Consider the following 25,301-nt stretch of genomic DNA (forward strand, 5'->3'; position numbering starts at 1 on the left):
CAATTCAAGCGCAAAAAGACAGTGTCCCCAAACGATTCCACATTGGCCTACGGAATCGTTGGATCACTGTCTATCCGGCGATAGTTAATCAGTAAAATATAGCAAACTGGATGACAAAAGTCTAGTCACACAACTCAAGCAACTATTAAATCCCTGTACAACGCGCTCCCAAGCTGGCGCATCGCACTGATTTGAGCCGCCTCATTGCCATTTTGGCACATCACAACAGCGACAAAAGCGCCCTTCTTATCAGCAATAATGGCTGCATCATTTTGCACACCATAATCCCCGAATTCTCCGGTTTTGTTGTACACCGTAGCTGTTGCGGGCAGGCTAGCGGGCAACTTACTGTGATTCTGCGTCCGCTGCAAAATATTCAACATCTGCGTGTCAGCATCCGCCGAAAGCAACTGATGGCGATACAATCGCTGCAACAAGTGACCCACATCTTGAACCGAAGTGACATTATCTACACCGGCAGTGAGTTTCGCGGTATCCATCATTTTGCGATTCAGCTGACTGTCACGTGCGCCCAATTGCCTAATTTCGGCGTTCACTGCAGGCATCCCACCCACCAAATTGATGATGATATTGGTGGCCGTATTGTCGCTCTGCGTAATCATATCGTTTAATAAATCTCGATATGAGAGTATTGTGCCCGCTGCTTGACCGCCTAAAACCCCGGTGCCACCAACTTTATCAGTTTCCTGTAACGTGTAGTGCTGATCCAAATTAAACTGACCACGGCTCACCTTAGCATAGGCGGTTGCGAGAATAAATAATTTGATCGTACTGGCGGCACGTTGGGGCCGATTGTTGATGACAAGTGGCTGGCTCGCATTCATTGGTGTGACATACACCGAATTTGTGCCTGCTAGTGGCGTGATATATCGATTAATTTCTGCTCGAACCGCCGCCTGATTCCAGGTAACGGCCGCCGAAGTCGCCCGTTTTGAGCTTGATATGGCCGATACCTGAGACGATGCCGTTGCTTTTGAAATTTTGGCTAGAAGTCGTCTGTTTCGCTGATCTCGTCACCTGGCTCGAAACCTCTTCTCGTGTGGATGACCGTTTGGCATGTGGCTTCATGACCAAATAAAAGCCGCCCAGAATAACGACTAATGCGATTACCGCCACAGCCATCACGCCTCCCCACTTAGGCCGTTTTTGGCCCAGATGGCATTGATTGTCGCCGTGGCGGTAAAGCTGCTCGCCGCGATGTCGCTTTATCCCCTGTCACCCACTCAACTCCCATTACTTCTGTCATCCCGTGTCCTCCTGCAAGCCACTGTTTTCTTTATTATACGGTGAATCAAGCGGATGTACCACGACGCAAAATTGAGGAAGCTGTGACAAAAGACGCTTTGAGTGGGAGGATTAACAAGGATTGATGCTAAAGCCCGAACTTAGGCTTTTAAATCAATCCATTAACGTGTTTGAACTCGCAACAACTTGCGCCCAGCTTGGTTCGTTATTGGCATAAAACGCCAATTACACGACCCTATGCTGGTGCTCAGTTGCTAAGCGCGAGTTCGCACACTTCTTTGTTAACCGAAATTTTCAGTCTTTTGGAACGCGATTAGTCTAGTTTGTTCGGAAATTGAAACAGGGGTTGTGACAAAATTACGTTTTTATCACAACCCCCTCTATTTTATTTGCAGTATCAGGCGGTTTCTTTCATCTCACCATCCATAATTTCATAGATGTGGTCTGCGAAATCGCGTAACCGCAAATCGTGGGTAACCACGACGATTGCCTTATCCTGTGACTTTGCCAAATCGTGTAACAACTGGCCCACGACTTCCACACGCGAGCTGTCTAAAGCCGCTGTGGGTTCATCCGCTAACACGATATCCGGATTCGCGTAGAGTGCGCGGGCAATCGCCACCCGCTGTGTCTGCCCACCGGACAATTCACTGGGATACTTGTGCGTGAGATCCGCAATGCCCAATTGATCGAGTAACTGCTCGAGTTGGGCTGCATCGAGATTATCACTCGCTTTGATGCGATCCACCAATTGGAATTGCTCGGCAACTGTCAGATACGGAATCAAACTATAGGCCTGCAAAATGAAGCCAATACGTTGCAGCCGCAGGGCGTCGCGTTGTTTAGCAGACAAGCTTTCGAGTGCTTCATCTTCGACAACAACCTGCCCACTTGTCGGTGTTTGAATCCCACCGGCAATGGTCAAAAAGGTGCTTTTACCGGAACCGGATGGCCCTAAAACCAAGCTCAATTCGCCTTTATTGGCACTGAAATTAATATTTTTAAGCACGTCGATTTGGCTACTACCACTACCAAACGACTTATTGATGTTTGTTAATTCGATTGTTGCCATGTGTTTAACCTCCAATCACGGTCATTGGATCGACCCGTGTAATCACGCGAACAGGAATGAGTGCCCCAATCAATCCAGTAATCAAAATACCGACAGTGACGCCAGCGAGGATTGGCATGTTGAAGCTGATTGGAACAGCCGTTGGAATGGCGACTGCTGTCAAGCCGGTCAATGCCGCACCAATCACCAGACCGCTCACCACAAGAATTGTGGCTTGGCCTAATGTTGAACGCACCAGCACCTTAGCGGGCACACCTTGCGCACGTAAAACCGCATAGTTCTGAATTTTTTGAATCGTCAGAATGTACAAGAACACTGCAATCACGATCAATGAAATCAACATCAAGAAGACAATCATGAAGGTAAACGTCGTATTCTGAGCAGAATAACCCGGCAGCTTATTAATGAAAGCCTTGATGGTATACGTCGACAAGTCACTACCCTTTGCGCGATAGCTGGCTGACTGTGACACCACCGCACCGGCCTTGAAGCTATCAGGCAAGTTCTTTAGCGTACGCCATATTGACAGATCACCATAGACAACTGGAGCAACAGAGAGTTTGGCGTTGTGCGTAAAGCCGACAATCTCATATTTTTGTGAGAGCGAATTGAGCTTAACCTTGTCACCTAATTTGTAACCGTCTTGTTCCAACTGATCATCGGCAACGATTTGGTTTGCTGCTTCAACTTTGTGGCCACTGGTCAATTTGAGATTCTTCGCAATAAACTGTTGGCGTTCAAGCCCAACGAACTGTGCAGAGTCTTTTTGCCGGTTGCTGGCATTCACCACAACAGGCGCCTGACCCAAGTATGCTTCTTTATCCGTTAACTTGAGTTGGCTCGCTTCCTTAGTGGTCAGCATCGACTGACTCATGTTCACATTGGCATCCTTATTGAGCACCACGCGCTGAATCTGCCATGAATCGATGGCTTGCGTGTTCTGTTGCGCTAACCCGAAGGCCAACCCACTCAGAAAATAAACCAGATAACTGATTAACACAATCATGCCGATAATCAATCCATACCGTAACTTTTCGTGTTTGATTTCCTTCAATGCTAAAAACATCTTATCAGTCCTTTCCTAGTGAAATCAGGGTGCGTTGCAACTGCTGCAACAATGCTGATTTCAATTCCGGATACAACATAATCTGCTTGATTGTTTCGTGACTCAGAATCGAAGCCGCCCACACATTACTGGCAAGACTTGTCATCTGCTCCGCTCGAGCCAGATTGGGCTGGGTCACGCGGTCCGTATTATTCGTAAAGTGCTGTTGAATCAATGCATAGTACTGACTGTCTTGCACCTGATCAACGAACTGTTCAACCTGATCGAGATACGTCTGCGCATCGTAATCGCCTTGTGGCCGCAATTGCGCGTGGATATCCTGCATTGCCACACCATAGATGTAGCGATAAGCATCCGCCAAGTCATCAAAGTATTTATAAAAGGCGCCACGAGCGATATCTGCGTCTTTGACGATACGAGCGACCTGCGCCTCATCCAGACTGTATGTCGAAAATTCTGTTAATAACGCACTTGTAACGCGTGCTTTTTTGTCATCATGTAAGCTCTCAAATGTTTTTGAAACCATGTTATGTTCCCCTCTCGAAAAAGTGACACCGTGTCAACATCGAGTAGCATACCCCAAAAGGTGACACCGTGTCAACTTTTTAAAATAAAAAATAATTGTGGCTCAATCGACTGACTGAGACACAATATTTTGAGGTGACCTTATGCGAGCCAAAATTTATCGATTCCCGGTAATGGCAATAAGGCCTTCTTGAGGAGGCTTTCCAGTTGTCTGGCCTCATCCGGTTCAAGTCCTTCTGTGGCAAAAGCATTCGCCTGGCTCGCGATGCGTTTCAACTTTGGATAAGCGTCGTGTGCCTTTTGCGTTGGTGAGACCACCGAACGCCGACGATCGGCTGGATCCTTCGTCATCTCAATCCAACCCTTACTGACCAAGTAACGTACTGCCTTGGTAACGATGCTCTGTTCCCGATAGATATACTGAATCAATTCCGACTGTGCCAGTCCCGGATGTTCACACACGATGAGAATGTAGTAATAGTTACTCTCGTTGAGATCATCGAAATCGCGCAGTTCACGATTGAGCCATTCGCGAATGACCCGATTATACATTGAGACCCATTTTTCGAGTTTATCAGTTACTGGTTCCATGAGGTTCCTTTCCATACTTCATGACATAGATAGCGACAATGACTGTTACCAGTATAACGCCAACAAAATAATGCCCATACTCAATCGATATCCGCTCAATAATTGAGCTGGAATCAGACTGACCATAATCAAATGGTATTGGCAGCCGAGCCACTGATTTGGCGTAAGGTATTGTTCAACGCCGTCCCGTAACCGATCGACTTCAGTGGCAAGTCACTGAGCGATTCCGTCGTGACCGTCGACAACATCATTGAAACACCAATCATCCGCACGATATAGACAAAACCTAACCACCAGAGCGAAGTTTGCGCGGTCATCCAAAAGAATGGCAATGATGACACAACGAGCAGCCCACTACCGATCAGCAGTGGCCACTTGACCCCATAACGATCGTAAAACCGACCCACAATGGGTGCCGTAATCGCATTGGCAAATGCCCCCGGTAACATGACCAATCCCGCAATCAAACTGCTGTGGTGTAAGACATTCTCAACATAGACCGGAATCAGCGCTTCCGTCCCCATGAGAATCGCAAAGATCAGCATCAAGCTCACAATCATCATGCTGAAGCTGGGCTGTTTGAACAGATTCAGATCCAACAATGGTGTTTTGAGATTGAATTGTCGCCGGATAAAGTACAGCGTGGCAATTATCCCAATGACTAACATTGCGCTTGCCAACAACACGTTTGCGCAAAATCGAAATACTACTCATTATTAAGCCAATCCCGAGAATGGAACTGATCACCGAGCGAACATCGATTGTTGTGGCGTGCTTTTCCGTATAGTTGGGCAACCATAACCAACCGGCGATGAAAGCCAGAATCATGATGGGCAAGATGAGGTAGAACAACGCCTGCCAAGGATAGAAATTCATGATTAACCCTGACAGTGTTGGCCCAATCGCTGGACCGGCTGAGATAACCAGTGAGACATAGCCCATGACCAATCCACGTTGTTCAGGTGCATAGAGTGAGATCATGCTGACCATCACGAAAGTCACTAAGACCCCACCGGCAGCGGCCTGAATCAGCCGCCCCAATAGAATAATGGCAAAATTATTGGTGAGCGGTCCAATCAATGTCCCCAGAATAAAGACTAAAACGATGCTCAGGAAAATCTGACGACTGGTGAATTTTTCAATCAAATTTGCTGAAATCGGTGTGATCAATCCCACGGTCAACACATAACCAGCTGTCAGCCACTGAGCCAAATTCAGCGAAATGTGCAGTGTCTTCGCCATCACCGGCAAAGCGGTAATCATCAGCGTCTGGTTCAATAAGGCAACAAAAGCCGTCACCAGTAGAATAATGGCAATCAAGTTTCTTTTCTTCGCGTTCATAATATCCTCTTTTCATTTACATGCAAGTGCATTATTAATAATAGATGCAATTGCATATTTTGTCAATGATTTTCTGAAAAGAGCGCGACAAGGCCCGGGTAACAATCGAGTACTAGCAAACTTTGAACGTGGTGCCAGCCATGGCACGAGTGAAAAGTAGCTAGACGGAGATTGTTGGGACTTGGAGCGCGTTTAGAGCGTGACAAAAGGCGGTTAGAACATGAGGATTAGCAATAGCTTTGTTAGAAGCCGGTCTGTGGCTTCAGCAAAGCTGAGCTAACCGGAATGTTTTGCCTTTTGGAGCGCGTTTAGAGTGTGAAACCCCACGCTTTGGCCGTGAGCACTAGCGAATACTAAAAAGCCGTGACATCCATCTTTGTGGATATCACGGCCTCACTAGTTATTTTTCCTTACTGTCACACCGTATACAATCAGCATGGCCGCAATCACGCCCACCATATAGAGCGGCAAGCGCGTGATGGTGCCATCGTGCATCCGACTCATGAGATACGTGAGCGCGCTGATAAGTAGATAATAGCCAAAGCTAAACATCCCACTCGCGCTGCCCATCACATCTTCATAACCGATTAAAGCGAGATTCAATGCCATCGGTAATGTGATATTTAATCCCAGAAAGACCCCGAAGATACCGACAAGCATGCCGATAAAACTCGTTTGTAAACTCGCAGCCAGTAAACCACCGCTACAAATCAAAGCCAGCACTAACCCACTTTTGGCGACTGCCACTGCTGTGTAGCGCAGAACCAAACGATTCACAAGCATCGCCCCAGCCAAACTGGCGAAGGCGATGACTAACCCGAGCGCACCATATTGAATGGGGCTCAGCTTGAAGTAATCGATGAAAATAAATGGGGCTTCAGCGTAATAACTGAATAAGATCCCATTGATGCCAGCGATCACCAAGCTGTAGGCCCACACACGCTGATCTGTCAGCAATCGGATAATCAGTTGCCACAGATTGACCTGTTGATATTCGGTGGCGACGCGTGTCTCTGGCAACCGCAGACCCGCGTACAGCAGGATCACTGTCGCCATCGCAATCAAGGTACTGAAGACACCACGATAGCCAAAATAGGTCTGGGCTAAGCCACCGATTAGCGGTCCCAATGCGGGTGACAACGCCATGGCTGCACTCACTTTGGCAAAGACCTGGGCGCCGCGCACGCCACTAAAGGATTCTCGCATCATAGTTTGGGTCACAACTGACCCCGCACTAGCGCCGAAAGCCTGGATTAATCGCGCAGCAAGTAATAAATTGAAGTCGTCGGCAAGCCACAGACCGAGATTACCGATGAGATAGATCATAATCCCACCAAGCATAGCCGGACGACGACCAAACCGATCGGCCAAGTTGCCCCAAATAACCACACCAAAGGCAAAAGCGACGAAGTAACTGCTCATGGTGAGCTGCGCGGTTTGCGCGCTCACGTGGAACCCCTGACTCAGTGCGGGTAATACAGGCGTGAAGATGGATTCACTGATCTGTGGGAAGCCTACGAGAACAATAATTAATAGTAATGATGGTACTTTTTCTGGACGTTTTCATGTTTTTCTCCTCAATTGTAATCTGATGAAAAACGTCCTTAATCACTTACGGTCACACTCGCAATATATTGCACGTATTGCATTGACCACACCCCATTTCGTTTGTTTTCAGTCCGGTCAGTGTATCAAATGTTTAGAATAAAGGCAACACAGCCAGTTGCCTTTACGGATGCAGTGAATAACGACAATTCTGACTGTATAACTGCCATGGTTATTTCTATGCGTTGCATCATCGTCTGTAAATATCGGAAACTGTTTTTCAAAGCCACAATCGCTATAATCATTTTAAAAGGAGAAGACACAATGACACTTAACTATCGCGATATTGAAGCCGCCGTCAACAATGAGGCGGATGCGGGTGGATTCGCCAAATTGATGCAAGACTTCAAAGCACTAGGCGTTATTCGCTATGATTATCTCGTTTCTGAAGGCATCTATCGGTACTTTGATGCCAATACGCACGTTGATTTACCGATGAATGGTGTTCCCAAACCGGTGGCAACAAACAGCAGTGCTGACAAAATCAAAGCCGCTGTTCGTGGTGCGCAAGCCGGTGAATTTGATTTTGAGCGCTTCTGTGAACTAGCCGGGGAAGCGGGCGTTCCTGTTTGGCAATCAGACTTGATTGCCAAAACTGTTACTTACTATGACAATCAGCATCAAGCACTCTTAGTTGAACCCATTCCAGGTCTGTAACGTTCATTTTTCTGACACCACCGCGAGTGCGTGAATATTTGACGCAAACAAAGAAGGAGGTGGTCATCCTTTCGGGTGGCTACCTCCTTCTCGCTTGATTCGCATTAATCTGGCACAATCTGCATCGACGCAATCTTGCCTTCATCAGTCAGTACAAACCGAAATGGACTGGTCCCGTTAAAGCCGTTACCAGCCACCGCAAGATGCAGTAACCACTGATTTCTAGATTCTTGGGTTGCATCAACTAATGTAAATTGAGATTTCTTGCCAATATTATCGGTTTGATTCCAACTCGCAATCTGCTTGCTGCCGACGTATTTATTGCCCCAATCATCGATCACACCCGTCGTCGCATCGAATAGGTCAACAAAGCCAGTTGAGTCGCCATTATTCGTCATTGAAATCACATCTTGTAAAACTTGTGGTATTTCTTGCATACTTATCCCACCCTTGTGTTTTGCCCCCATTCTAGCGCAATACATGCCTCGTTCCTATTACGAGGATTCACAAAACAGCCAGTCTTATTCCCATAAACTTTTTGCATCATCCTCTAGGTCACATATTGTCTCCCCTTCGCGTATACTAAAAGTAAATATATTTGAATACTCGGAGATGGTTTAATGAAATCGAGTGCCTATCGACAATTATATATTCTCAATGCCTTACAACATCATAAACAGTTTACCAAGGTTGAACTCGCAGAGCATTTTGATACCAGCTTTCGCACCATCCAGCGTGATATCAGCGCGCTCAATGGCTTCTTTGAAGGCGAAGGGCTAGATCAGCGCATCGACTACAATTCCGCGCAGCACACTTTTGAATTGCAGCTCCGGGACCACCAATTAACGAATGCTCAAATCCTCGTCACGATTAAAATTATTTTGGCCAATCGGGCGTTGAATGTCACGGAAACAAACGAATTGACCGATGCGCTACGCCAATTGGTTTCGCCAGATCAACGACTGCTGGTCGATCGCATCATTAATATTGAGAGCTTCGATTACGCCCCCTTGCAACACAATCAGCCACTGATTGATCGCATCTGGGATTTCAGTCAATTCATCTTAAAAGGTGAATCCGTCAAAATGAGTTACGGCAGTCGCCTGCAACAACAGTCCACACCAGAAATTTTGCCCAAGGCGATTTTCTTTTCCGAGTTTTACTTCTATCTCATCGCCACTGACCTCAACGCACAAGAAGAGCGCTTCTATCGTATTGATCGCATCCAAGAATACAAACGGCTCAAACGCCCTCGCGTGACGACCTACGCCAATCGCTATGATGAAGGTGCCCTGCGCAAGAACATCCCCTTCATGTACAACGGTCCTGCTGAAGATATCGTCTTTGAATTCTGGGGCATTGAGGAGGCCGCGCTCGATCGCCTACCTTCCGCAAAAGTCATTGCGCGCCATCCGCATCCAGCCCCTGCTCGCGACAGTGTCACGATTCGCGCCCATGCTTCTGACAAAGGTTTGAAGATGTGGGTACTGAGTCAGGGCAATATGCTAAAAGTGCTCAGTCCACAACATTTCGTCGATGAAGTGAAAGATGTTATTGCCCAGATGCAATCGCTGTACAATGGCGATATTGGTAACCATGATGGTGAGCAACCGCGATTCTTTATCTAAAAAAGCGTCACCCATTTAAGGGTGGCGCTTTTTAATCTTCATTAGTGTCATAATGTCGCATGGCCGGCAGAATGACATGATCAACAAGATGTGTCAGTTCAGTCGTATCCAGCGTGCGATTACCAACCATGTAGTGATAGCGAATCAATTGAAATATCACTAATTGCGCATCTGCAGTAGGCCGATGGGTTAGTTCGCCTCGCTTCAATGCCTGTACAATAACGTCATCCATAATGGCACGATTGTTTGTCGTTGCAATATCAAGGATGCGGTCCACTCGCTCCTGGTCGCGTTGTTGCATCATTTCTGAGAACAAATTCCGCAAGTACTTCTGGGGTGCACTGCTCACCTGCTGCGCAAACTGTTCACCAACATAAATCAGCGTTGCACGCAGATTACCTTGATCAAGATTATCCGCGCGTAACACGTCGCCAACCGCTTGAATTTGCGCCATGATTGTTTCAAATACCAAATCAAACACATTGTCATAATACCGATACAAAACTGAGCGACTTGTCTGCGCGCCTCGGGCCACTCGCGCAAAAGTAACACCTTGATAACCCTCTGTTTCTAGTAAGTGATAGGTCGCTGCATAGATATCTTCTTGCAGCGCATCCCCCCCGTCGCCGTTGTGCCATATTTGCCTCCTTAGCAACATATTTTCTTCTAGTGTACTCTAAAAAATAAGATTCGCTACGTATCTTATTGACAATATGCAGCAGCCGGCGTATCTTCTTCACAGTAAGATACAAATTGTACTTTAAAGGAGAAAACAAACATGCACATTATTATTGTTGGTGCTTCACATGGTGGCTACGCGGCAGTTAATGGCGTTATGGCGCATTATCCCGATGCCACAATCGGTTGGTACGATCAAGGTAGCATCAGTGTTGCCGCTGCTTGGTCTCACGAGGAAGATGCCAGCCAACGCCGAACGTTAGCTGCCAAGGGTGTCACCTTGTTTGATGGCACACAGGTCACTGCACTGCACACTGAAGCGCATCAAATCGAAACCAAGGTCATCGCGACGGGAAAAACAGAAACCGTTCACTACGATAAATTAATTCTGAGCCCAGGTTCCACCACTCGCCAATTACCCATTCCTGGCATTGAGTTGGACAATATCCAAACCATTCCCAATCGTCAAGCACTAACGACGCTGCGTCAAAAACTCAGCCAACAGCCTGATATGACAAATATTACTATTGTCGGGGCTGGCTATATCGGCGTCAGCATGGCTGAAAGCTTCGCGAAAATGGGCAAACAGGTCACACTAATGGATATCAGTGATCGTATTTTGGCACGATACTTGGCACCTGAATTCACCACTGAACTCGAAGATGCACTCCAAGATCACGGTGTTAACCTCGTTCTCGGTGAAGCGACCAAAGCTTTCATCGGTAACCACGATCACCAAGTCACTGCAGTTGAGACCGATACTGCCACCTACCCGGCAGATTTGGTCATCTTAGCTATCGGTGTCCAACCTGATACCGCATGGTTAAAAGATCAATTGACCTTGCTACCAAACGGTATGATTGAAACTGACGACTATATGCAAACCAGTGCACCAGATGTCTTTGCTATCGGAGACGCAACCATGAGCCGCTCCACCTTGACGGGCGCCCGCCAGCCGATTGCACTAAGTGGGAATACACGTCATGAAGCACGCATCGCAGTCGCCAATCTGTTAACACCAACCATACCTTTTGATGGTATCCAAGGGACATCTGCACTACGATTATTTGATTACACCTTTGCCGCCACCGGCTTAAACCAAACCAGTGCTGAGCAAGCTGGTATTCCTGTGGCAACCATCGCCATCAAGCAACCGCATCTGTTAAGCAATACACCAGCAGCACAGCAGGCCACCGATTGGTTCAACCTCTTCTACAATCCCGAAACCGGTGCTGTTCTCGGTGCCCAACTCATGTCGACGGCCGATTTGACCGCAACTATCAATGTAATTAGTGTCGCCATTCAAGCTCACTTCACCGTTCAACAATTAGCAGAAGCTGATCTCTTCTTCCAGCCTGAATTCAATACACCGGATCATATTGTCACTACTGCTGCTCAAAAGGCAGTCGATATGCTTTAAGTTCCTGTACGCAAAAAGCGCCACCCGCTATGGGTGACGCTTTTTTAAATTCATCTCATACAGGCCCTATAGGCCACGACCGAGCTCGTCCATGTGTCGACGCACCTGTTGTTCTGTGCGACGCATCTCACCGGTGGCACTGTGAATCGTACTGCCCGGCCGATTAATTTTCTGGTACATCACTGCTGGGTTGAACCAGAAATTATCTGATGCCACCACCGCCTCAGTTGTGAACAATAAGTCTTCAGCCAGCGCTAATGATTCATCGTACCGAATCTTGTTTTCACGTAGCAGTGCGACACGGAAGGCCTTGTTCCACACGTAGCCGCCAATCGCATCGCCACGGGCACGCACAGCATCAAACATGGCGCGCTTAGAAACGCGCTGCCAGCCATTGCCGTGTGCACGTGCTGATTCAAACCAGCGTCCCCAGTTATAACCAACTGTAATCACATCCGCTGGCCCTTGGGCAATGCCATCCGCATGGTGCTCAAAAATCGGGTTCGAGCTGATCGTCGCCATCAACAAACGTCACGAATTCTCCCTTGGCACGATCCAGCCCGTAATTGCGGGCCACAGAGACACCACGATGCGTATCGAAGTGAATGACATGATAGCGTTCATCGCTAGCTGCCGCATCAACCCGCTTAGCCGTGCCGTCCGTTGAGGCATCATCAATCAGGTAGACTTCGTAGTTGGCGTAAGTCTGTGCCTGAATGCTTGCCAAGCTATCATCAAAATAATGTCCCAGGTTATATGTTGGGACTACAACCGTAATTAATGGTGTTTCTGCCAAATTGATTCACTCCTCAAGTTCATATAATTGTGGTTAGTTAACCACCTTTGTATCTTGGCGTCAAAGAATCAGTCTCGGCCCATCAAAATAGCGTTGCGAATGCTTCAAGCAATCCCAACGCTATTTTAAATTAAAGGATCTTTGTGTTTGCGTAAATCTGTGTGTAACGTTGATATTGCTGTTGGTAAATCGAAACAGCATCAGATTCTGGTGGGATCGTTGCTTTCTGACTAACGATTGACTGCGCCGCTTCATCGACAGAGCCAAACCAACCTAATCCAACGGCAGCTAGTACAGCTGCGCCCATCCCAGGGCCTTGTTCATTTGCTAATTGAATGACCGGTACATTGAAGATATCCGCTTGCAGTTGTAGCCAAAAAGCACTCTTAGCGCCGCCACCAATTGCCACTGCCTGATGAATTGGTGTACCTGCCTGCTCATAAATTTTAAAGATATCATTCAGCGAATAGGTAATGCCTTCAAAAACAGCACGCGCAAAATCAGCGAGTGTATGCTGACTGTCAATGCCAATAAAGCTACCACGAACATGGCCATCATTATGTGGTGTTCGCTCACCAACAATATACGGCGTGAATAAAAGCCCGTGAGCGCCGGGAATACTGGTTTCGGCCAAAGCCACTAACTCATCAAAGCTCATGTTGGCCGCAAACGTTTGCTTAAACCAAGAGAGGCTATAACCTGCTGCCAAGGTCACACCCATCGAGTAATAACGCTTATTTGGGCCTAATGCCTCAAATTGTAATTCACCTGCATAATCGCCGGCTTGCTCTTCACCTTTGAGAACAACGCCCGAAGTACCGATACTAACCAGCCCTTGGTCCGGATTCAAAACACCCGCGCCAATTGCGCCCGCTGCGTTATCGGCAGCGCCAGTAAAGACGGGTGTACCAGTAATCAATCCGGTGCGGTCAGAAAATGATGCGGTTACCGTCCCCGCTTGCGCATCAGCTGCCAATAGTGGCGGCAAAATCTCTGGCTTGAGTTTGATCCGATCAATAATCACATCACTCCACTGTTGGGTGTGTAAATCAAATAGTAACGTCCCTGCAGCATCAGAGAAATCTGTCGCGATTTGATCCGTTATCTGTAACCGCACATAGTCCTCGGTAACATGATGTGTGCAATCTGTTCATATGTCGCCGTTTCGTGGCGAGCGAGCCACAATAATTTGGTTAATGTGAACCCAGGCAGTGCTTGATTGCCTGTGATTTCGATTAACTTGTCCCCGAACTCATGGTTAAGCCACTGCGCTTCTTCACTACTTCTTGTATCATTCCACAAAATTGCCGGACGAATCACTTCACGGCGTTGATTCAACACCACTAAGGAATGCATCTGGCCGGAAAAACTGATGCCGTAGACTTCACCTGGGGCAATTTCAGTGGATAGCAACGTATGAATCGCGGCAATCGTTGCATTGGTCCAATCTATTGGATCCTGTTCATAATAGCCGGGTTGCGGATTATTCAGCGGATAAGCTTCACTTGCCTGGGCCACAACTTCTCCCCGTGGGTGACACCGCGGAAACTTTGACTGCACTGGTACCTAAGTCGATTCCTAGTACAACTGCCATTTTCATTCATCCTTTCGTTATCAAAAAGGAGATTTGCCGTAAACGCATCGGCCAATCTCCTTTTTGTTCATACCGTTACTTTCTGAGTGTTGGATAATCGGCGAATAAGACGTGCTTGATTGGTTCGTCCTCATCAACATGGCTGAACCGTGGCACTGATTCAAGGAAGTAATTATCGGTATTATCATCATTGGTACTTGAGACTTCCCACACCATGACTTTACCAGTCCCTGGGCGTCCTTGCCAGCGGTGATAGATCCGAGGCGTCATTGTCACACTTTCGCCAGGTTCAAGTGAAATCACACTCCCAGCTGCCACCGTAATCGTTTCACCATCTTTGACCACGTGCACATCATTTTCGTCGAGCTTGTCGTCATCAGTTGCATTGTAAACAGTAATGTCTAGAATGCCACCGCCACGATTAATTGTATCTTCCGACTTTAATTGATGATAGTGCATGGGTAACTCCTGACCATCTTCAAGCGCTAACAGCTTCTCACAATAAATCTTTGGATATTTTTCAGGATTATGGTAACTCCCATTCCGGAAGGTGAAGACTGCTAGGCCTCGCTTAGCAAAGTCATCACTCCCAAAATCAGTCACATCCCAACCTAACATGGTGTCAAAGATTTCAGCATAATGATTATCTGCATTGGCCACCATTTCAGGTGTCCAGGATGCAAACTTAGGGAAATAAACTTTGTGTTCCTCAGCAAAATCCAATAATTCATCAACAATATGGTTAATTTCTGAGCGTTTCATAATTTTGATCGACCAGCTTTCTTAAGTCATTAATCATTGGTGCGAGTTCAGCATCACTTTTGGGAGTAACATCACTTGGATTATTCACGAATGCATCATCCAGTCTGCGTCGCTCGGCAGTTTTGGCACTAAATGAAAATGTAGATGTGAAACGGTATCTCCGTAAATGCCATAATTAATTTTGCTTGCACCTGTGTACTCTTTGAGAATAGCAGCAGCTTGAGCAACATCATCGATAAAGGCCTGACGCATCGGCGCTGTCAATTCGAAAAGTTCATCAACGTGCCAGTCGAGCGCCACAATCGCACGGCCAGGATGTGTCTGGTCCCGATTCAGATAAAATGTTGAAACATCAAGTGGTATGATTGGTACCATGCGTTCAACTTGTGTTTGATTGTGTTCACAGTAGAAACACCCATCACGATAACGAGATTTCATCACAGTCACTTCCTATAAATCACTGATTGTTGGTTCATGGACTTCAGCAGGAATGTTGCCATTATCGTAACGACCATCATCATGCGTCGCATCACAATCAATCATGACATGAATCACATCACCGCGAGTGTCATTACGCAATTGGAAGGCTTCTTCAATCTTAGATAATGGGAAGATGTTGGTAACAGTTTCTTCTGTGTTGATCAAGCCATTAATAACCATGTCACGGCCTTCACGAAGCAAGCGGTGGTTATCAATGTCACGCTTAGGTTCAGTTGTGTAGATGTCAACACGCCGACGATGCATCTTGAAGAAATCAATCGTACTGTCTGTCTTACCAATACCACCATACATGACGAGTTTCCCATTTTGCGCCGTTGCATCGAGTGCATCGATCACAGAGTTACCTTCCAAACGGGCTGGAATAACAACATCGAATCCATCTGGGAAGTCCTTTCCTACAATATCCATGGTGCGGGTATCTGGTGTTGGAATCTTATAGGTCTTTGTCGCGCCAAACTTCTTGCCCAGAGCCAACTTTTCATCGAATAAGTCAGTCACTACTAAGTTCTTAGGACTATATAAGTTAGCAAATTGCGTCAATTGCAACCCACTCACACCTTGGCCCATGATTAAGACATTCTTAGCTTGGCTGATTTCGCCACGTTCCATCGCTGTCAGAATCGTTGGTGTGATTTCAATCAACGAACCATGCATCAGTGGAAATGCTGGTGGCAAAACAACAGCTGAGAACGGATCGCAAGTAATGTATTCGGCAAAGGCACCCCAAACATATCGCAATGCCACATGATCCCCGACCTTCAAACCAACCACATTTGGCCCAACTTCATCGATAATGCCCGCAACTTCATGCCCTAGACGCATCGGATAGGTCAAAAATTCTGGTGTCCGCGCACCACGATAGACTTCGAGGTCGCTCCCACAAATACCAACCCATTTGACATCGACACGAATTTCGCCATCCTTGGCATGGGGAATCTTTGCATACTTAATATCGATCTTGCCAACTGTTTCCATAACAGCAACTTGTTGTGTGTCTGGTGCTTTTTCGTCTACCCACTCCATGTCTGGTACAACCATTTTACGAACCATAATTCTTTTCCTCCTAATGTTTGACAGCCAAAATCAATTTTTGGCCAACTTCTGTGCGTCGTAACATAATCACAATTACCCCTGCGATAACCAGTGCCGCCGCGAGGAACAACATCCCCCATTTGAGAACTACCACTAGTATCGTTTAACCAACCAACAGCATATGGGCTGACAAAGCCACCCAGATTTCCTAACGCATTCACAATCCCTAAGCCAACGGCCGCTATACGTGGGTCAATATTGGTTGTAATGGCCCAATAAGGACCCGACCATGCATAAACCCCAATAGCGGTAACACATAAGAACAGGAATGAGACAACGGGGTTCGGTGCTAGTGCAGCCCCAAACAACCCAATTCCTCCAACAATGGCACTCAGTGCGGTGTGCCAAATCCGTTCTCCTGTCGCATCAGAACTGCGTGCATTCAAGACCAGTGCAATGGCACCTAACAGATACGGAATGGCTGTGAGCCAGCCGACCATCATCGTGGAATTCTTACTGCTGAGTGAACGCACCATTTGTGGTAGCCAGAACGTCAATCCGTACAGCCCCATAACATAGAAAACGTTCATAATTGTCATTAACCAGACCTGTTTATTCTTGAAAGCTTCCTTAAAGGGTGCCGTGATTTCGCCATGTTGTGATGCGGCCAGGCGATCTTCATCTAACGCTGTGGTTAACCACTTCTTTTCATCCGTCGTGAGCCACTTTGCTTTTGATGGATCATCATTTAAGTACCAGAACGTGATGAAACCTAAAACCACGGCTGGAATCCCCACTAAGATGAATAACCACCGCCAACCATCTAAACCCATCACTTGATGAATCTGGGTTATAATTAATGTTGAAACCGGGGCCCCAAACGAGTTAGCCAATGGTGGCGCGATCATGAATAACGCGACAGCTGCCGCACGCTCACGTGACAGCACCCAATAAGTAATGATAAGTGTCATTCCTGGGAACAGTGCTGCTTCCGCCGTCCCAAGCAAGAAACGTAGAACCGATAATTCAACCGCTGAATTAACGAATCCAGTCACCAATGTCACAGCACCCCAGCCAATCAGGATAATCCCAATCCAACGGCGAGCGCCAATTCGTTCAAGCATCATGTTGCCAGGAATCCCAAAATGAAATACCCAATGAAGAAGATCCCTGCGATTAACCCATAAGTTGTCGCACTCAATCCGAGACTTTTGTCCATGCCGCCGATTGAGGCATACGTGATACTACTTCGATCCAAAAATGCCACAAAGTAGACGATAAAGAGATATGGTAGTAAATGCCAACGTACTTTTCGGCGAGCACTTTGGCCAATCTTTGACTCATCCATCGCGACACCTCCCTAGTTTTAAAGTTTTATTGATTAGGCCTAATCGATAAATACATTATAATGTCGAGTAAGCGATTACAATCGCTCACCTGGGCTGTCTTTTTCGCTTTTTCGATAAAGGAGTTTTTATGGTTCGCGATTCACAATTGAATGTGCTTTGGATGAGTGGTCGCTCCTATCAACCAATGCAAACCATTTCTCACCACAAACACCAGTTTTATCAGGCACAGTATGTTGTTTCTGGTCAAATTGAGCTAACGCTTGGACATGAGCACTACAAACTCGTTCCAGGCAATTGGGTGCTCATTACGCCTGATACGCCTCATGAATACACATTCTTAAAGCAAGCACAGATCATTGATTGGAAATTTAATATTGACCCCTCATTGACGCCAATCATTGCACCCATTTTTCAGTATCCCGTCTTAAAAATCGGCGATAGTGCAATTACCATGAACATCACCTACATTCTCCAATTGATTCAAAAAAGTGAGTGGGCAACACTGCTCGATGCCAAAACATTGGCACTAATTGATAGCTTGACCAAAACCGTCCTATTGCAATTGGTTCAACTGGTTTCGACCCAAAATATTTTTACCAGCACTCTAATCGCTCACAATACTTTGCCAGCCGAAGTGAAACCCGTCATCACATACATTGAACAGCATTTGTCTGATTCATTGACGCTTGAAGAACTCGCTACTCACTTTCCTTATAGCAAGGCGTACTTGAATCAACTTTTTCGGCGAACCTTGCATATCACCCCAAATCAGTTTATCCAACAGGAACGTCTACGTTATGGCAAGCAGTTGCTTGAGCACACCGACCAAACCATTGAAGCCATTGCTAATACGGTTGGGTTGAACAATAACTATTTCAGCAAGCTCTTACTAAAGTACGAACAACAAACACCGCGCGAATATCGGCGCACGGTTCGTTTGAGTCACCGCCAAAATGTTATTCTTTCCGATGACTTTGATGTGACGACACAGCCGCAATCCTAAACAACAAAAAGAGGCATATCGCCGCTAACGGTAATTCGTTAACGGCGATATGCCCTTTTTATTGGATTAGTCTTTTTCATTTAACCTTTATTGGCCGACAAAACACGCATTAGTCAACATTCACCGGTACAATCCAACCTTCCGGTGCTTCCACATCACCGAATTGGATACCGGTTAATTCATCGTAAAGTCGCTGTGTCAGCGGTCCCGTGGTGCCATCGCCGAAGAGATGTTCTTGGCTGTGGTAGGTAATACTTTGAATAGGTGTGATGACGGCCGCCGTCCCACATGCGCCCGCTTCGGCGAATTGATCGAGGTCATGGATATCAATTTGGGTTTCGATTGTTTCCATTCCCAACCGTTCGCGAGCCAAGTCCAGAATTGAATATTTGGTGATACTTGGCAAAATGGATGGCGATTGTGGCGTCTGCAATTGCTTGCCATCCTTGGTAATCGCAAAGAAATTGGCAGAACCAACCTCTTCTATGTAACGATGTTCTATCGGATCCAGGTAGATGGCATCCCCATAACCATTCTCATGGGCAAACTTGCCGGCCTGTAAGCTGGCCGCGTAATTCCCGCCAACCTTGCTTTGCCCGGTCCCAAAATGAGCGGCGCGATCGAATTGATCGGCCACAATGAACCGCGTTGGGACCATGCCGCCCTTGAAGTAAGGTCCAACCGGCATGGCAAAAATCGTAAAGATATACTCTGTGGCTGGTGACACACCAATATTGTCACCCACTCCGATTAATGTCGGCCGCAAATACAATGTGGCACCAGTCCCGTAAGGTGGCACATACTCATTGTTAGCGGCCACCACCTGTTTGGCTGCATCAACGAAGCGCTCAACCGATAACGATGGCATCAAGAGTTTTTCGGCAGAGTCTTGCATGCGCTTGGCATTGCGATCAGGCCGAAAGAGTTGAATCTGACCATCCTTTGTGCGATAGGCCTTCATGCCCTCAAACGCGCCTTGACCGTAATGCAGAATCGGGCTGCCTTCGCTGATGGTGAGTTGATTATTTGTACTCAACTGACCTTCATCCCACGCGCCGTCCTTCCACGCGCGATGTAGCGATACGGCAAATCCATATAGTTAAATCCGAGTTCGTCCCAATTGATATCAACAGTCATAGCAAGTCCTTCTTCCAGTATGATTAGAAAATAATGTTAGAACAATGATAAACAATCTCAGCATCAATTACAAGTGTTATTCCGCTGCACAAAAAGGCGTCATCACAACCAGTTGATTGTGGTGACGCCCTTTATTTTTTATGAAGCAAATCTTTCAACTTTAACGATGCGTCCGATTAGGACCTTCTCAAGCATTAATCGGCTGATAATGCGTCGATTGGGTTCATCTTAGATGCGCGGTTAGCTGGCAGAAGTGCTGCCAAGAAACTGATCAAGATGGCTAACACAATCGTTGTCAGGATATTACCACCCGTGATTTGGATGAAGTTGAAACTGACAATACTTGAGAGCGCGCTATTCAATAGTGCCCCAATACCATAAGCTAAGACGAATGCTGGGACCAGTGAGAACAAACCAATCAGGATAGATTCAGAAGTGAACAGCAAGCGAATATCGCCCTTGGATTGGCCCAATGCCCGCAGAATCCCAATTTCCTTGGTCCGTTCGGAAACGGACATGTACATGGTCACAATAATCATCAATGCCGAAACAATCAGGGAAACACCAGCGATTGCGGAGAGTGCTGTAGAGGCTAACCCGACGTATTGTTGCACGGTATCGAGCAAGTCACCAACGTAATCCCTAAGAAGGCATAACGGCCATTCACCTTGATATTATTGATCTTCTTGGCAATCGACTTCACGTTATCCAGTGACTTCGCATTGACCGAAACAAATGTTGGACTGGTATCAGCCTTAACCGATTCTAACATCTTCTTGGCAGATGAATAGCTCATCACCGTGACTGATGTCTGGCCACTGTCGGAGATCCCAACAACCTTTACATCGCGAATGGCTTGGACCGGCTGGCCGGCCTTGGAGAGCCAAGGCATACTGATCTTAATCGTTTTGCCAATGGCCTGCTTCCAGTCCTTGGTCCCCATCAGACCAACAGCCACATTCTTGCTAATCAAAATCGTATCGCCATTACCTGTAGGTGCCTTACCATACGTCACAGAATTATCTGTATAGGCCTTAGTCCAGGTCTTCAGGCCGTTACCATTGCTGTGCTTACCATTATAAGTCGCGGTAAAGCCAGCAAAGGCATATCCGGGTTCAACAGCGTCAACACCCTTTAGATGCTCGAGTGAGGCGAGTTGCTTGTCCGATATGGCCATCTTCGTCGGGTCATTGGCCATCTGCGCCATTTTGGCTTGTGCCGCGGCGCTCCCCAACTTCTTCGTGGAATCCACCTTCATGACATTAATCGAGTGTGGATTGACCAGAGAGTTGATCTGGTCTTGAATGAAGGCATTCACCCCATTCCCCAAACCAGAGAACAGCAGAACCGCAAACAACCCAATCCCAGTCCCTAACATAATCAGGGAATTGCGCCAGAAGTTGTAGGTCAAATGACTATAGGCATTCCGGAATGTTGCCTGAGCAGGCATTTTACGTGGGGCAAGCCCTTGGTCCTCTTGCACGGGATAAGCGTCTTTTAAACGCGTTTCGTTATCAATCACACCATCGGCCAAGTGCACGATACGTGTCCCATAATCGGCCACTTCTTGTGAGTGGGTCACCGCGATGACTAATTTGCCTTGAGCCGCAATGCCATCGAGCAATTCCAGCACTTCTTTGGTGTTCTGTGAATCAAGCGCACCAGTCGGTTCATCCGCGATAATAATCTTTGGATCAGAGGCCAACGCGCGTGCAATCGCGACCCGCTGTTTTTGCCCCCCAGATAATTTGTTTGGGTGCTTCTTCATTTGGTCGCCGAGACCAACCTGGTTCAACAGGTCGATCGCGCGTTGTTTGCGTTCCTCGCGATTGAGCGTGGTCATGTCGAGTGAGATCAAGACATTGTCCAGCACGCTGAGATGTGAAATCAGGTTGTACGATTGATAGATATAACCAATGGTGCCGCGCCGATAGGCATCCATTTCTTTTTCTTTGCTGTGATCCAGAACCTTACCGTCAATCTTCACCTGACCGGTAAACTGACGGTCGAGGCCACCGATAATGTTCATCAGGGTAGATTTCCCGCCCCCGGATTCCCCGAGGATGGAAACAAATTCGCCCCGTTCAAAATCTAAGCTAATACCTTTTAATACTGGGAATTCTTCTTTGCCGAGATAATAACTTTTATGTATCCCGTCTAATTCTAAAAATGCCATACCCACGCTTCCCTTCTTGATGCTAACTGCCCCATAATAAGCAATTTCACTATCAATGTAAAATATTTTCTCGTTTTTCGAGTACAGAAATAACAATACTCGCTTGGGTCAATATTCGCACCGGACTGGGGACTGATTTTCAGAAAAAATTGGGTTAGCAAGTCATCAAAAACCGGAAACAAACGTCGATGTTTGCTCCCGGTTTTTGGCTAAATATTAAAGAACATGAACATTGTTGCCGGTATCAACTGGCGTATAAGTCATTGCTGTTAGCGTCTCATCGATCGTCTTCTCGCTGACCGCTAACCCGTTACCGCTCTGAACGTAGAGCTTGCGTTGGCTCAAATCATACCCCGCCCAGTAACGCGTATAGTCCGTCAGTGGACTGTTAGCATCGGCATGTTCGAGACCGCGGGGAATAATCACGGACCGAAATGCCGCATAGAGTTGGTTGATGCCCTCTTCCTTGGCAAAGTCATCCATATAGTTAGCCACAACGGCTGCGCGAGTAAAGCGTGATACCGAAGTGAAATCACCAGGAAGACCAAACAGCCCATAACCGGTGCCTGCTTCAATTGGCTTCAGGGTCAAATGCGCATTCATTGGCTTATCCGTCGTCACGTTCATGCGATTGAGTCCGATGTAATTGCGCAGATTGGTGGTGTGCCAATTGTATTCTGGGCTATTCGTCACCACACCCACATTGTCATACATCTTGAAGGCACCATCGTTAACGGGTTCGAGCACGACGCTGTCACCTGTTGGATCAACGAATGTGTAATGCGCGGGAATCTGCAAATCTAAGCCTTTGATAAAAGGCTGATCACTCAAGGCAAACTTGGTGTAGTCGGCGCGAATCGCTTCGACACTAGCGTATTGCGTCAAAATATAGGTCACGAACTCTTCACCGATCACCGGAATCTGATGCCGCGCTTCGATGGCTTCATTAGAGGCACGGGTACATTCCATCAAAACTTGGATATCACCGGCCAATCCCTTTTCATTCACGCCATCGTAGAGCGCAATCGTATCCGTGCCGCCGACGCCAACTGCCGCATACTTGCTGGTCCACGACTTCAAGGCACTCTTCATCTCAATGTTTTTAGGCACATTGATGATGCTTGATGGCATCGCGTTTTCCGCGTCTTCACCAAACATACCAGCGGCCAAATCCATTGTGCGACCCCAGAAGATTTCACCACTCACAGCTTCCAACTTAATTCCTGTACACAAACGCTATCGCCCCTTCGTTAATTCATATTATCAACGAGAAAGAATAATCCTTTTGATGTCATTTGGCAAATAATCACATAGTGGACAAATCACTTTCGAATTGGGCACAGTCTGTAAACTCGCTTCCCGCTCTGGTACAATACGAGTAATCAAACCGAAAGCGATGCGATTTTTGAAAAAATGGGCAGTCATTATTGGCATTGGCCTCATCATGATTTGTTTACCGATCACACCCGTATCCGCTCGTGCAGGTGGTTCGACAGGTGGTGGCGGAACGGGTGGAACCTCAGGGGGTAGCGGTGGTGGCTCTACCACCACGAGCTACTACAATGACGGCACGAGTGGTGGTCGATCAACCACCTACTACGGCCGCGGCACGACTAGCAATCGCGGCGCCATTATTGGCACAATGATCACCTTTGGCGTGTTCTTGTTTTACCAAGCCACACTTGCCGTGAGACGGGCACGGAGTAACGCGCAAGCACCGCATGATCCTTATCCTATCGATGATGATTTGGCCAAAGAATTTGAACCACTCTTTTATAAGGTAGAAGATGCCTGGTCCGCAGATGATGAAGCAACACTACAACAAGCATTCACACCCAAATACTTCGGCCTACAACGCGCGATTCTATTTCGTTGGCGCAAACAGGGCAAAATCAATCGCCTCGATAATGTTGCCATTGTTCAATTGGAACAAGAAGCCAGCTCGCCGGACCGACCTCACGTGGTTGTCACAGCTCAAGCCCGCGACTACTTTGAATATCCTGACCAACCAGCAGCCTACAACCAATCGCAACACGACCAGGCCTACATTGAGCGCTTCACTGAAGTGTGGGAATTACAGCGACTCGCGGATGGCCAGTTGATTGTCAGCAATATTCGCCAATGACCTAGCGATGCAAAAAAGCGTAGAAACAATTGACTGCCATGCAGGCAGCTGATGTTTCTACGCTTTTGATGTCTATTCGTTACCCAATGGCAATTTAACCTTGTTCAGCATCTCAACCACCTGCGGATTTCGGGCATCCGCAAAGACCGATTGCTTGGTGTCCAAGGCAAGAATCATCGCCATATCATCCTGGTCCAATTCAAAGTCAAAGATGGCCAAGTTTTCAGTCATTCGCTTGGGCTGACTGGTTTTAGCCAGACTAACAATATGCCGCTGATACAACCAACGCAAGATCACCTGCCCCGTTGTTTTGCCGTATTTGGCAGCGATCGCCATTAATGCAGGCTGTGCGAAAATAGCGTTCTTGCCTTCTGCAAATGAGGCGAAGGCTTCTGTCTGTACCTGATACTTCTGATTCCATGTATCGCCTTCAATGTTTTGGTGCCACGGATTCACTTCAATCTGGTTCACTTGCGGTACAACCGCCGTGTTTGCGACGAGGTTCACCAATTGGTCAGGTGCAAAATTCGACACGCCAATCGCTCGAATTTTGCCTTGTCGTTGTAAATCAGCCAGTGCTTGCCAGGAACCAAAAATATCGCCATACGGTTGGTGCAACAAGAACAAATCGATATACGCAAGGCCCATTGTCGTCAGCGAGTGATTCACTGCGGCGACAGTTTTATCGTAGCCAGTGTGATCAATCCACAGTTTTGTCGTCACAAAAACGTCTTGGCGGTCGATGCCACTCGCCTGAATCGCTTGGCCAACTTGTGCTTCGTTCTGATAGAGCTGTGCCGTATCAATCATGCGGTAACCCGAGTGCAAGGCACTAATCACAAGTGCCTTGGTATCTGCCGGCGCCACTTGAAAAACACCAAACCCGGTTGCTGGCATCAACACACCATTATTGAGTGTCACCATTTCTTGTTCATTCATTCTGCTTATCTGCTCCTATCTTTATGATAAATCAGTAT

Annotated in this window: 25 protein-coding genes and 3 pseudogenes; 5 read left to right on the forward strand and 23 right to left on the reverse strand. The window is 47.1% G+C overall.

The window, feature by feature from the left end:
• Window positions 1-134 precede the first annotated feature (134 nt).
• From JCM17471_RS02565 to JCM17471_RS02600, 9 genes are all read right to left on the reverse strand, one after another.
• A complete protein-coding gene (locus JCM17471_RS02565) occupies window positions 135-860 on the reverse strand; it encodes a serine hydrolase (protein ID WP_054776694.1) in 726 nt (241 codons plus the stop codon).
• Between the two features lie 34 nt (window positions 861-894).
• On the reverse strand, window positions 895-1,143 hold the full coding sequence (locus JCM17471_RS02570) for a hypothetical protein (RefSeq protein ID WP_054776695.1): 249 nt from the start codon (window positions 1,141-1,143) through the stop codon (window positions 895-897).
• A gap of 520 nt (window positions 1,144-1,663) precedes the next feature.
• Entirely contained in the window at window positions 1,664-2,338 is a 675-nt protein-coding gene (locus JCM17471_RS02575) for an ABC transporter ATP-binding protein (RefSeq protein ID WP_054776696.1), read from the reverse strand.
• A gap of 4 nt (window positions 2,339-2,342) precedes the next feature.
• A complete protein-coding gene (locus JCM17471_RS02580; RefSeq protein ID WP_054776697.1) occupies window positions 2,343-3,404 on the reverse strand; it encodes an ABC transporter permease in 1,062 nt (353 codons plus the stop codon).
• Between the two features lie 4 nt (window positions 3,405-3,408).
• Entirely contained in the window at window positions 3,409-3,930 is a 522-nt protein-coding gene (locus JCM17471_RS02585) for a TetR/AcrR family transcriptional regulator (RefSeq protein WP_054776698.1), read from the reverse strand.
• A 140-nt stretch (window positions 3,931-4,070) separates the two neighbouring features.
• Entirely contained in the window at window positions 4,071-4,520 is a 450-nt protein-coding gene (locus tag JCM17471_RS02590; protein WP_054776699.1) for a MarR family winged helix-turn-helix transcriptional regulator, read from the reverse strand.
• A gap of 128 nt (window positions 4,521-4,648) precedes the next feature.
• Complete coding sequence (locus tag JCM17471_RS13275) at window positions 4,649-5,065, reverse strand: MFS transporter (RefSeq protein ID WP_369395783.1); 417 nt, start codon at window positions 5,063-5,065, stop codon at window positions 4,649-4,651.
• A complete protein-coding gene (locus JCM17471_RS02595; protein WP_082395178.1) occupies window positions 5,010-5,861 on the reverse strand; it encodes an MFS transporter in 852 nt (283 codons plus the stop codon). The genes JCM17471_RS13275 and JCM17471_RS02595 overlap by 56 nt, the downstream gene beginning before the upstream one ends.
• Before the next feature lie 396 nt (window positions 5,862-6,257).
• Window positions 6,258-7,391, reverse strand: coding sequence for a multidrug effflux MFS transporter (locus tag JCM17471_RS02600; RefSeq protein WP_054776700.1), 1,134 nt, complete (start codon window positions 7,389-7,391; stop codon window positions 6,258-6,260).
• Window positions 7,392-7,730: 339 nt separating this feature from the next.
• Between JCM17471_RS02600 and JCM17471_RS02605 the strand changes: the two genes are divergently transcribed.
• On the forward strand, window positions 7,731-8,123 hold the full coding sequence (locus JCM17471_RS02605) for a DUF1398 family protein (protein WP_054776701.1): 393 nt from the start codon (window positions 7,731-7,733) through the stop codon (window positions 8,121-8,123).
• 104 nt (window positions 8,124-8,227) lie between these two features.
• On the opposite strand, the gene JCM17471_RS02610 is transcribed toward JCM17471_RS02605, so the two are convergent.
• The gene (locus JCM17471_RS02610; RefSeq protein WP_054776702.1) at window positions 8,228-8,560 is read right to left on the reverse strand and encodes a hypothetical protein; all 333 of its coding nucleotides are present in this window, start codon (window positions 8,558-8,560) and stop codon (window positions 8,228-8,230) included.
• Between the two features lie 183 nt (window positions 8,561-8,743).
• Here JCM17471_RS02610 and JCM17471_RS02615 point away from each other — a divergent pair, with 183 nt between their 5' ends.
• Entirely contained in the window at window positions 8,744-9,751 is a 1,008-nt protein-coding gene (locus JCM17471_RS02615; RefSeq protein WP_054776703.1) for a helix-turn-helix transcriptional regulator, read from the forward strand.
• Between the two features lie 31 nt (window positions 9,752-9,782).
• On the opposite strand, the gene JCM17471_RS02620 is transcribed toward JCM17471_RS02615, so the two are convergent.
• A complete protein-coding gene (locus JCM17471_RS02620; RefSeq protein ID WP_162208336.1) occupies window positions 9,783-10,406 on the reverse strand; it encodes a TetR/AcrR family transcriptional regulator in 624 nt (207 codons plus the stop codon).
• Between the two features lie 123 nt (window positions 10,407-10,529).
• On the opposite strand from JCM17471_RS02620, the gene JCM17471_RS02625 reads away from it, so the two are divergent.
• On the forward strand, window positions 10,530-11,849 hold the full coding sequence (locus tag JCM17471_RS02625; RefSeq protein WP_054776705.1) for an FAD-dependent oxidoreductase: 1,320 nt from the start codon (window positions 10,530-10,532) through the stop codon (window positions 11,847-11,849).
• Window positions 11,850-11,915: 66 nt separating this feature from the next.
• Here the strand turns inward: JCM17471_RS02625 and JCM17471_RS02630 are convergent, their stop codons facing one another.
• The 8 genes and pseudogenes from JCM17471_RS02630 to JCM17471_RS14895 form a co-directional block, all read right to left on the reverse strand.
• Complete coding sequence (locus JCM17471_RS02630; protein ID WP_054776706.1) at window positions 11,916-12,371, reverse strand: hypothetical protein; 456 nt, start codon at window positions 12,369-12,371, stop codon at window positions 11,916-11,918.
• Window positions 12,340-12,645, reverse strand: a complete 306-nt coding sequence (locus JCM17471_RS02635) for a glycosyltransferase family 2 protein (protein WP_225354098.1) — start codon at window positions 12,643-12,645, stop codon at window positions 12,340-12,342. Before JCM17471_RS02635 ends, JCM17471_RS02630 begins: the two co-directional genes overlap by 32 nt.
• A gap of 130 nt (window positions 12,646-12,775) precedes the next feature.
• Window positions 12,776-14,239: pseudogene (xylB, locus tag JCM17471_RS02640) on the reverse strand (xylulokinase).
• 75 nt (window positions 14,240-14,314) lie between these two features.
• Window positions 14,315-15,001: a D-lyxose/D-mannose family sugar isomerase gene (locus JCM17471_RS02645; RefSeq protein WP_054776707.1), complete on the reverse strand. Its 687-nt coding sequence runs from the start codon at window positions 14,999-15,001 to the stop codon at window positions 14,315-14,317.
• 84 nt (window positions 15,002-15,085) lie between these two features.
• Window positions 15,086-15,439 carry an HIT family protein gene (locus JCM17471_RS02650; RefSeq protein WP_225354099.1) on the reverse strand — a complete coding sequence of 118 codons (354 nt, stop codon included), beginning with the start codon at window positions 15,437-15,439 and terminating at the stop codon, window positions 15,086-15,088.
• Between the two features lie 12 nt (window positions 15,440-15,451).
• Window positions 15,452-16,552, reverse strand: a complete 1,101-nt coding sequence (locus JCM17471_RS02655) for a zinc-dependent alcohol dehydrogenase (RefSeq protein ID WP_054776708.1) — start codon at window positions 16,550-16,552, stop codon at window positions 15,452-15,454.
• Window positions 16,513-17,661: an MFS transporter gene (locus tag JCM17471_RS02660; protein WP_263849396.1), complete on the reverse strand. Its 1,149-nt coding sequence runs from the start codon at window positions 17,659-17,661 to the stop codon at window positions 16,513-16,515. The genes JCM17471_RS02655 and JCM17471_RS02660 overlap by 40 nt, the downstream gene beginning before the upstream one ends.
• Window positions 17,658-17,882 (reverse strand): hypothetical protein, encoded by a 225-nt coding sequence (locus tag JCM17471_RS14895; RefSeq protein WP_225354100.1) that lies wholly within the window; start codon window positions 17,880-17,882, stop codon window positions 17,658-17,660. Before JCM17471_RS14895 ends, JCM17471_RS02660 begins: the two co-directional genes overlap by 4 nt.
• A 128-nt stretch (window positions 17,883-18,010) precedes the next feature.
• Here JCM17471_RS14895 and JCM17471_RS02665 point away from each other — a divergent pair, with 128 nt between their 5' ends.
• Complete coding sequence (locus tag JCM17471_RS02665; protein WP_054776709.1) at window positions 18,011-18,886, forward strand: AraC family transcriptional regulator; 876 nt, start codon at window positions 18,011-18,013, stop codon at window positions 18,884-18,886.
• 109 nt (window positions 18,887-18,995) lie between these two features.
• Here the strand turns inward: JCM17471_RS02665 and JCM17471_RS02670 are convergent.
• The 3 genes and pseudogenes from JCM17471_RS02670 to JCM17471_RS02680 all read right to left on the reverse strand — a co-directional run bounded on the left by JCM17471_RS02670 (window position 18,996) and on the right by JCM17471_RS02680 (window position 23,432).
• Window positions 18,996-20,023 (reverse strand): annotated as a pseudogene (locus tag JCM17471_RS02670) (branched-chain amino acid aminotransferase).
• A 194-nt stretch (window positions 20,024-20,217) separates the two neighbouring features.
• Window positions 20,218-22,199, reverse strand: a pseudogene (locus JCM17471_RS02675) (ABC transporter ATP-binding protein/permease).
• Between the two features lie 216 nt (window positions 22,200-22,415).
• Complete coding sequence (locus JCM17471_RS02680; protein ID WP_054776710.1) at window positions 22,416-23,432, reverse strand: linear amide C-N hydrolase; 1,017 nt, start codon at window positions 23,430-23,432, stop codon at window positions 22,416-22,418.
• A 172-nt stretch (window positions 23,433-23,604) separates the two neighbouring features.
• Here JCM17471_RS02680 and JCM17471_RS02685 point away from each other — a divergent pair, with 172 nt between their 5' ends.
• Window positions 23,605-24,324: a hypothetical protein gene (locus tag JCM17471_RS02685; RefSeq protein WP_056993390.1), complete on the forward strand. Its 720-nt coding sequence runs from the start codon at window positions 23,605-23,607 to the stop codon at window positions 24,322-24,324.
• Between the two features lie 72 nt (window positions 24,325-24,396).
• On the opposite strand, the gene JCM17471_RS02690 is transcribed toward JCM17471_RS02685, so the two are convergent.
• Window positions 24,397-25,263 carry an aldo/keto reductase gene (locus JCM17471_RS02690; protein WP_054776712.1) on the reverse strand — a complete coding sequence of 289 codons (867 nt, stop codon included), beginning with the start codon at window positions 25,261-25,263 and terminating at the stop codon, window positions 24,397-24,399.
• Between the last annotated feature and the right edge of the window lie 38 nt (window positions 25,264-25,301).

This window comes from Lacticaseibacillus saniviri JCM 17471 = DSM 24301 (genome assembly GCF_001311785.1).
Classification (GTDB): Bacteria; Bacillota; Bacilli; order Lactobacillales; family Lactobacillaceae; genus Lacticaseibacillus; species Lacticaseibacillus saniviri.

Excerpts from the sequence above, each read along its gene's own strand:
- JCM17471_RS02570 (WP_054776695.1), bottom strand. The coding sequence starts at position 1,143 with ATGGCTGTGGCGGTAATCGCATTAGTCGTTATTCTGGGCGGCTTTTAT.
- JCM17471_RS02575 (WP_054776696.1), bottom strand. The coding sequence starts at position 2,338 with ATGGCAACAATCGAATTAACAAACATCAATAAGTCGTTTGGTAGTGGT.
- JCM17471_RS02580 (WP_054776697.1), bottom strand. The coding sequence starts at position 3,404 with ATGTTTTTAGCATTGAAGGAAATCAAACACGAAAAGTTACGGTATGGA.
- JCM17471_RS02585 (WP_054776698.1), bottom strand. The coding sequence starts at position 3,930 with ATGGTTTCAAAAACATTTGAGAGCTTACATGATGACAAAAAAGCACGC.
- JCM17471_RS02590 (WP_054776699.1), bottom strand. The coding sequence starts at position 4,520 with ATGGAACCAGTAACTGATAAACTCGAAAAATGGGTCTCAATGTATAAT.
- JCM17471_RS13275 (WP_369395783.1), bottom strand. The coding sequence starts at position 5,065 with ATGCTGATCTTTGCGATTCTCATGGGGACGGAAGCGCTGATTCCGGTC.
- JCM17471_RS02595 (WP_082395178.1), bottom strand. The coding sequence starts at position 5,861 with ATGAACGCGAAGAAAAGAAACTTGATTGCCATTATTCTACTGGTGACG.
- JCM17471_RS02605 (WP_054776701.1), top strand. The coding sequence starts at position 7,731 with ATGACACTTAACTATCGCGATATTGAAGCCGCCGTCAACAATGAGGCG.
- JCM17471_RS02610 (WP_054776702.1), bottom strand. The coding sequence starts at position 8,560 with ATGCAAGAAATACCACAAGTTTTACAAGATGTGATTTCAATGACGAAT.
- JCM17471_RS02615 (WP_054776703.1), top strand. The coding sequence starts at position 8,744 with ATGAAATCGAGTGCCTATCGACAATTATATATTCTCAATGCCTTACAA.
- JCM17471_RS02625 (WP_054776705.1), top strand. The coding sequence starts at position 10,530 with ATGCACATTATTATTGTTGGTGCTTCACATGGTGGCTACGCGGCAGTT.
- JCM17471_RS02630 (WP_054776706.1), bottom strand. The coding sequence starts at position 12,371 with ATGGCGACGATCAGCTCGAACCCGATTTTTGAGCACCATGCGGATGGC.
- JCM17471_RS02645 (WP_054776707.1), bottom strand. The coding sequence starts at position 15,001 with ATGAAACGCTCAGAAATTAACCATATTGTTGATGAATTATTGGATTTT.
- JCM17471_RS02650 (WP_225354099.1), bottom strand. The coding sequence starts at position 15,439 with ATGAAATCTCGTTATCGTGATGGGTGTTTCTACTGTGAACACAATCAA.
- JCM17471_RS02655 (WP_054776708.1), bottom strand. The coding sequence starts at position 16,552 with ATGGTTCGTAAAATGGTTGTACCAGACATGGAGTGGGTAGACGAAAAA.
- JCM17471_RS02660 (WP_263849396.1), bottom strand. The coding sequence starts at position 17,661 with ATGATGCTTGAACGAATTGGCGCTCGCCGTTGGATTGGGATTATCCTG.
- JCM17471_RS14895 (WP_225354100.1), bottom strand. The coding sequence starts at position 17,882 with ATGGATGAGTCAAAGATTGGCCAAAGTGCTCGCCGAAAAGTACGTTGG.
- JCM17471_RS02665 (WP_054776709.1), top strand. The coding sequence starts at position 18,011 with ATGGTTCGCGATTCACAATTGAATGTGCTTTGGATGAGTGGTCGCTCC.
- JCM17471_RS02690 (WP_054776712.1), bottom strand. The coding sequence starts at position 25,263 with ATGAATGAACAAGAAATGGTGACACTCAATAATGGTGTGTTGATGCCA.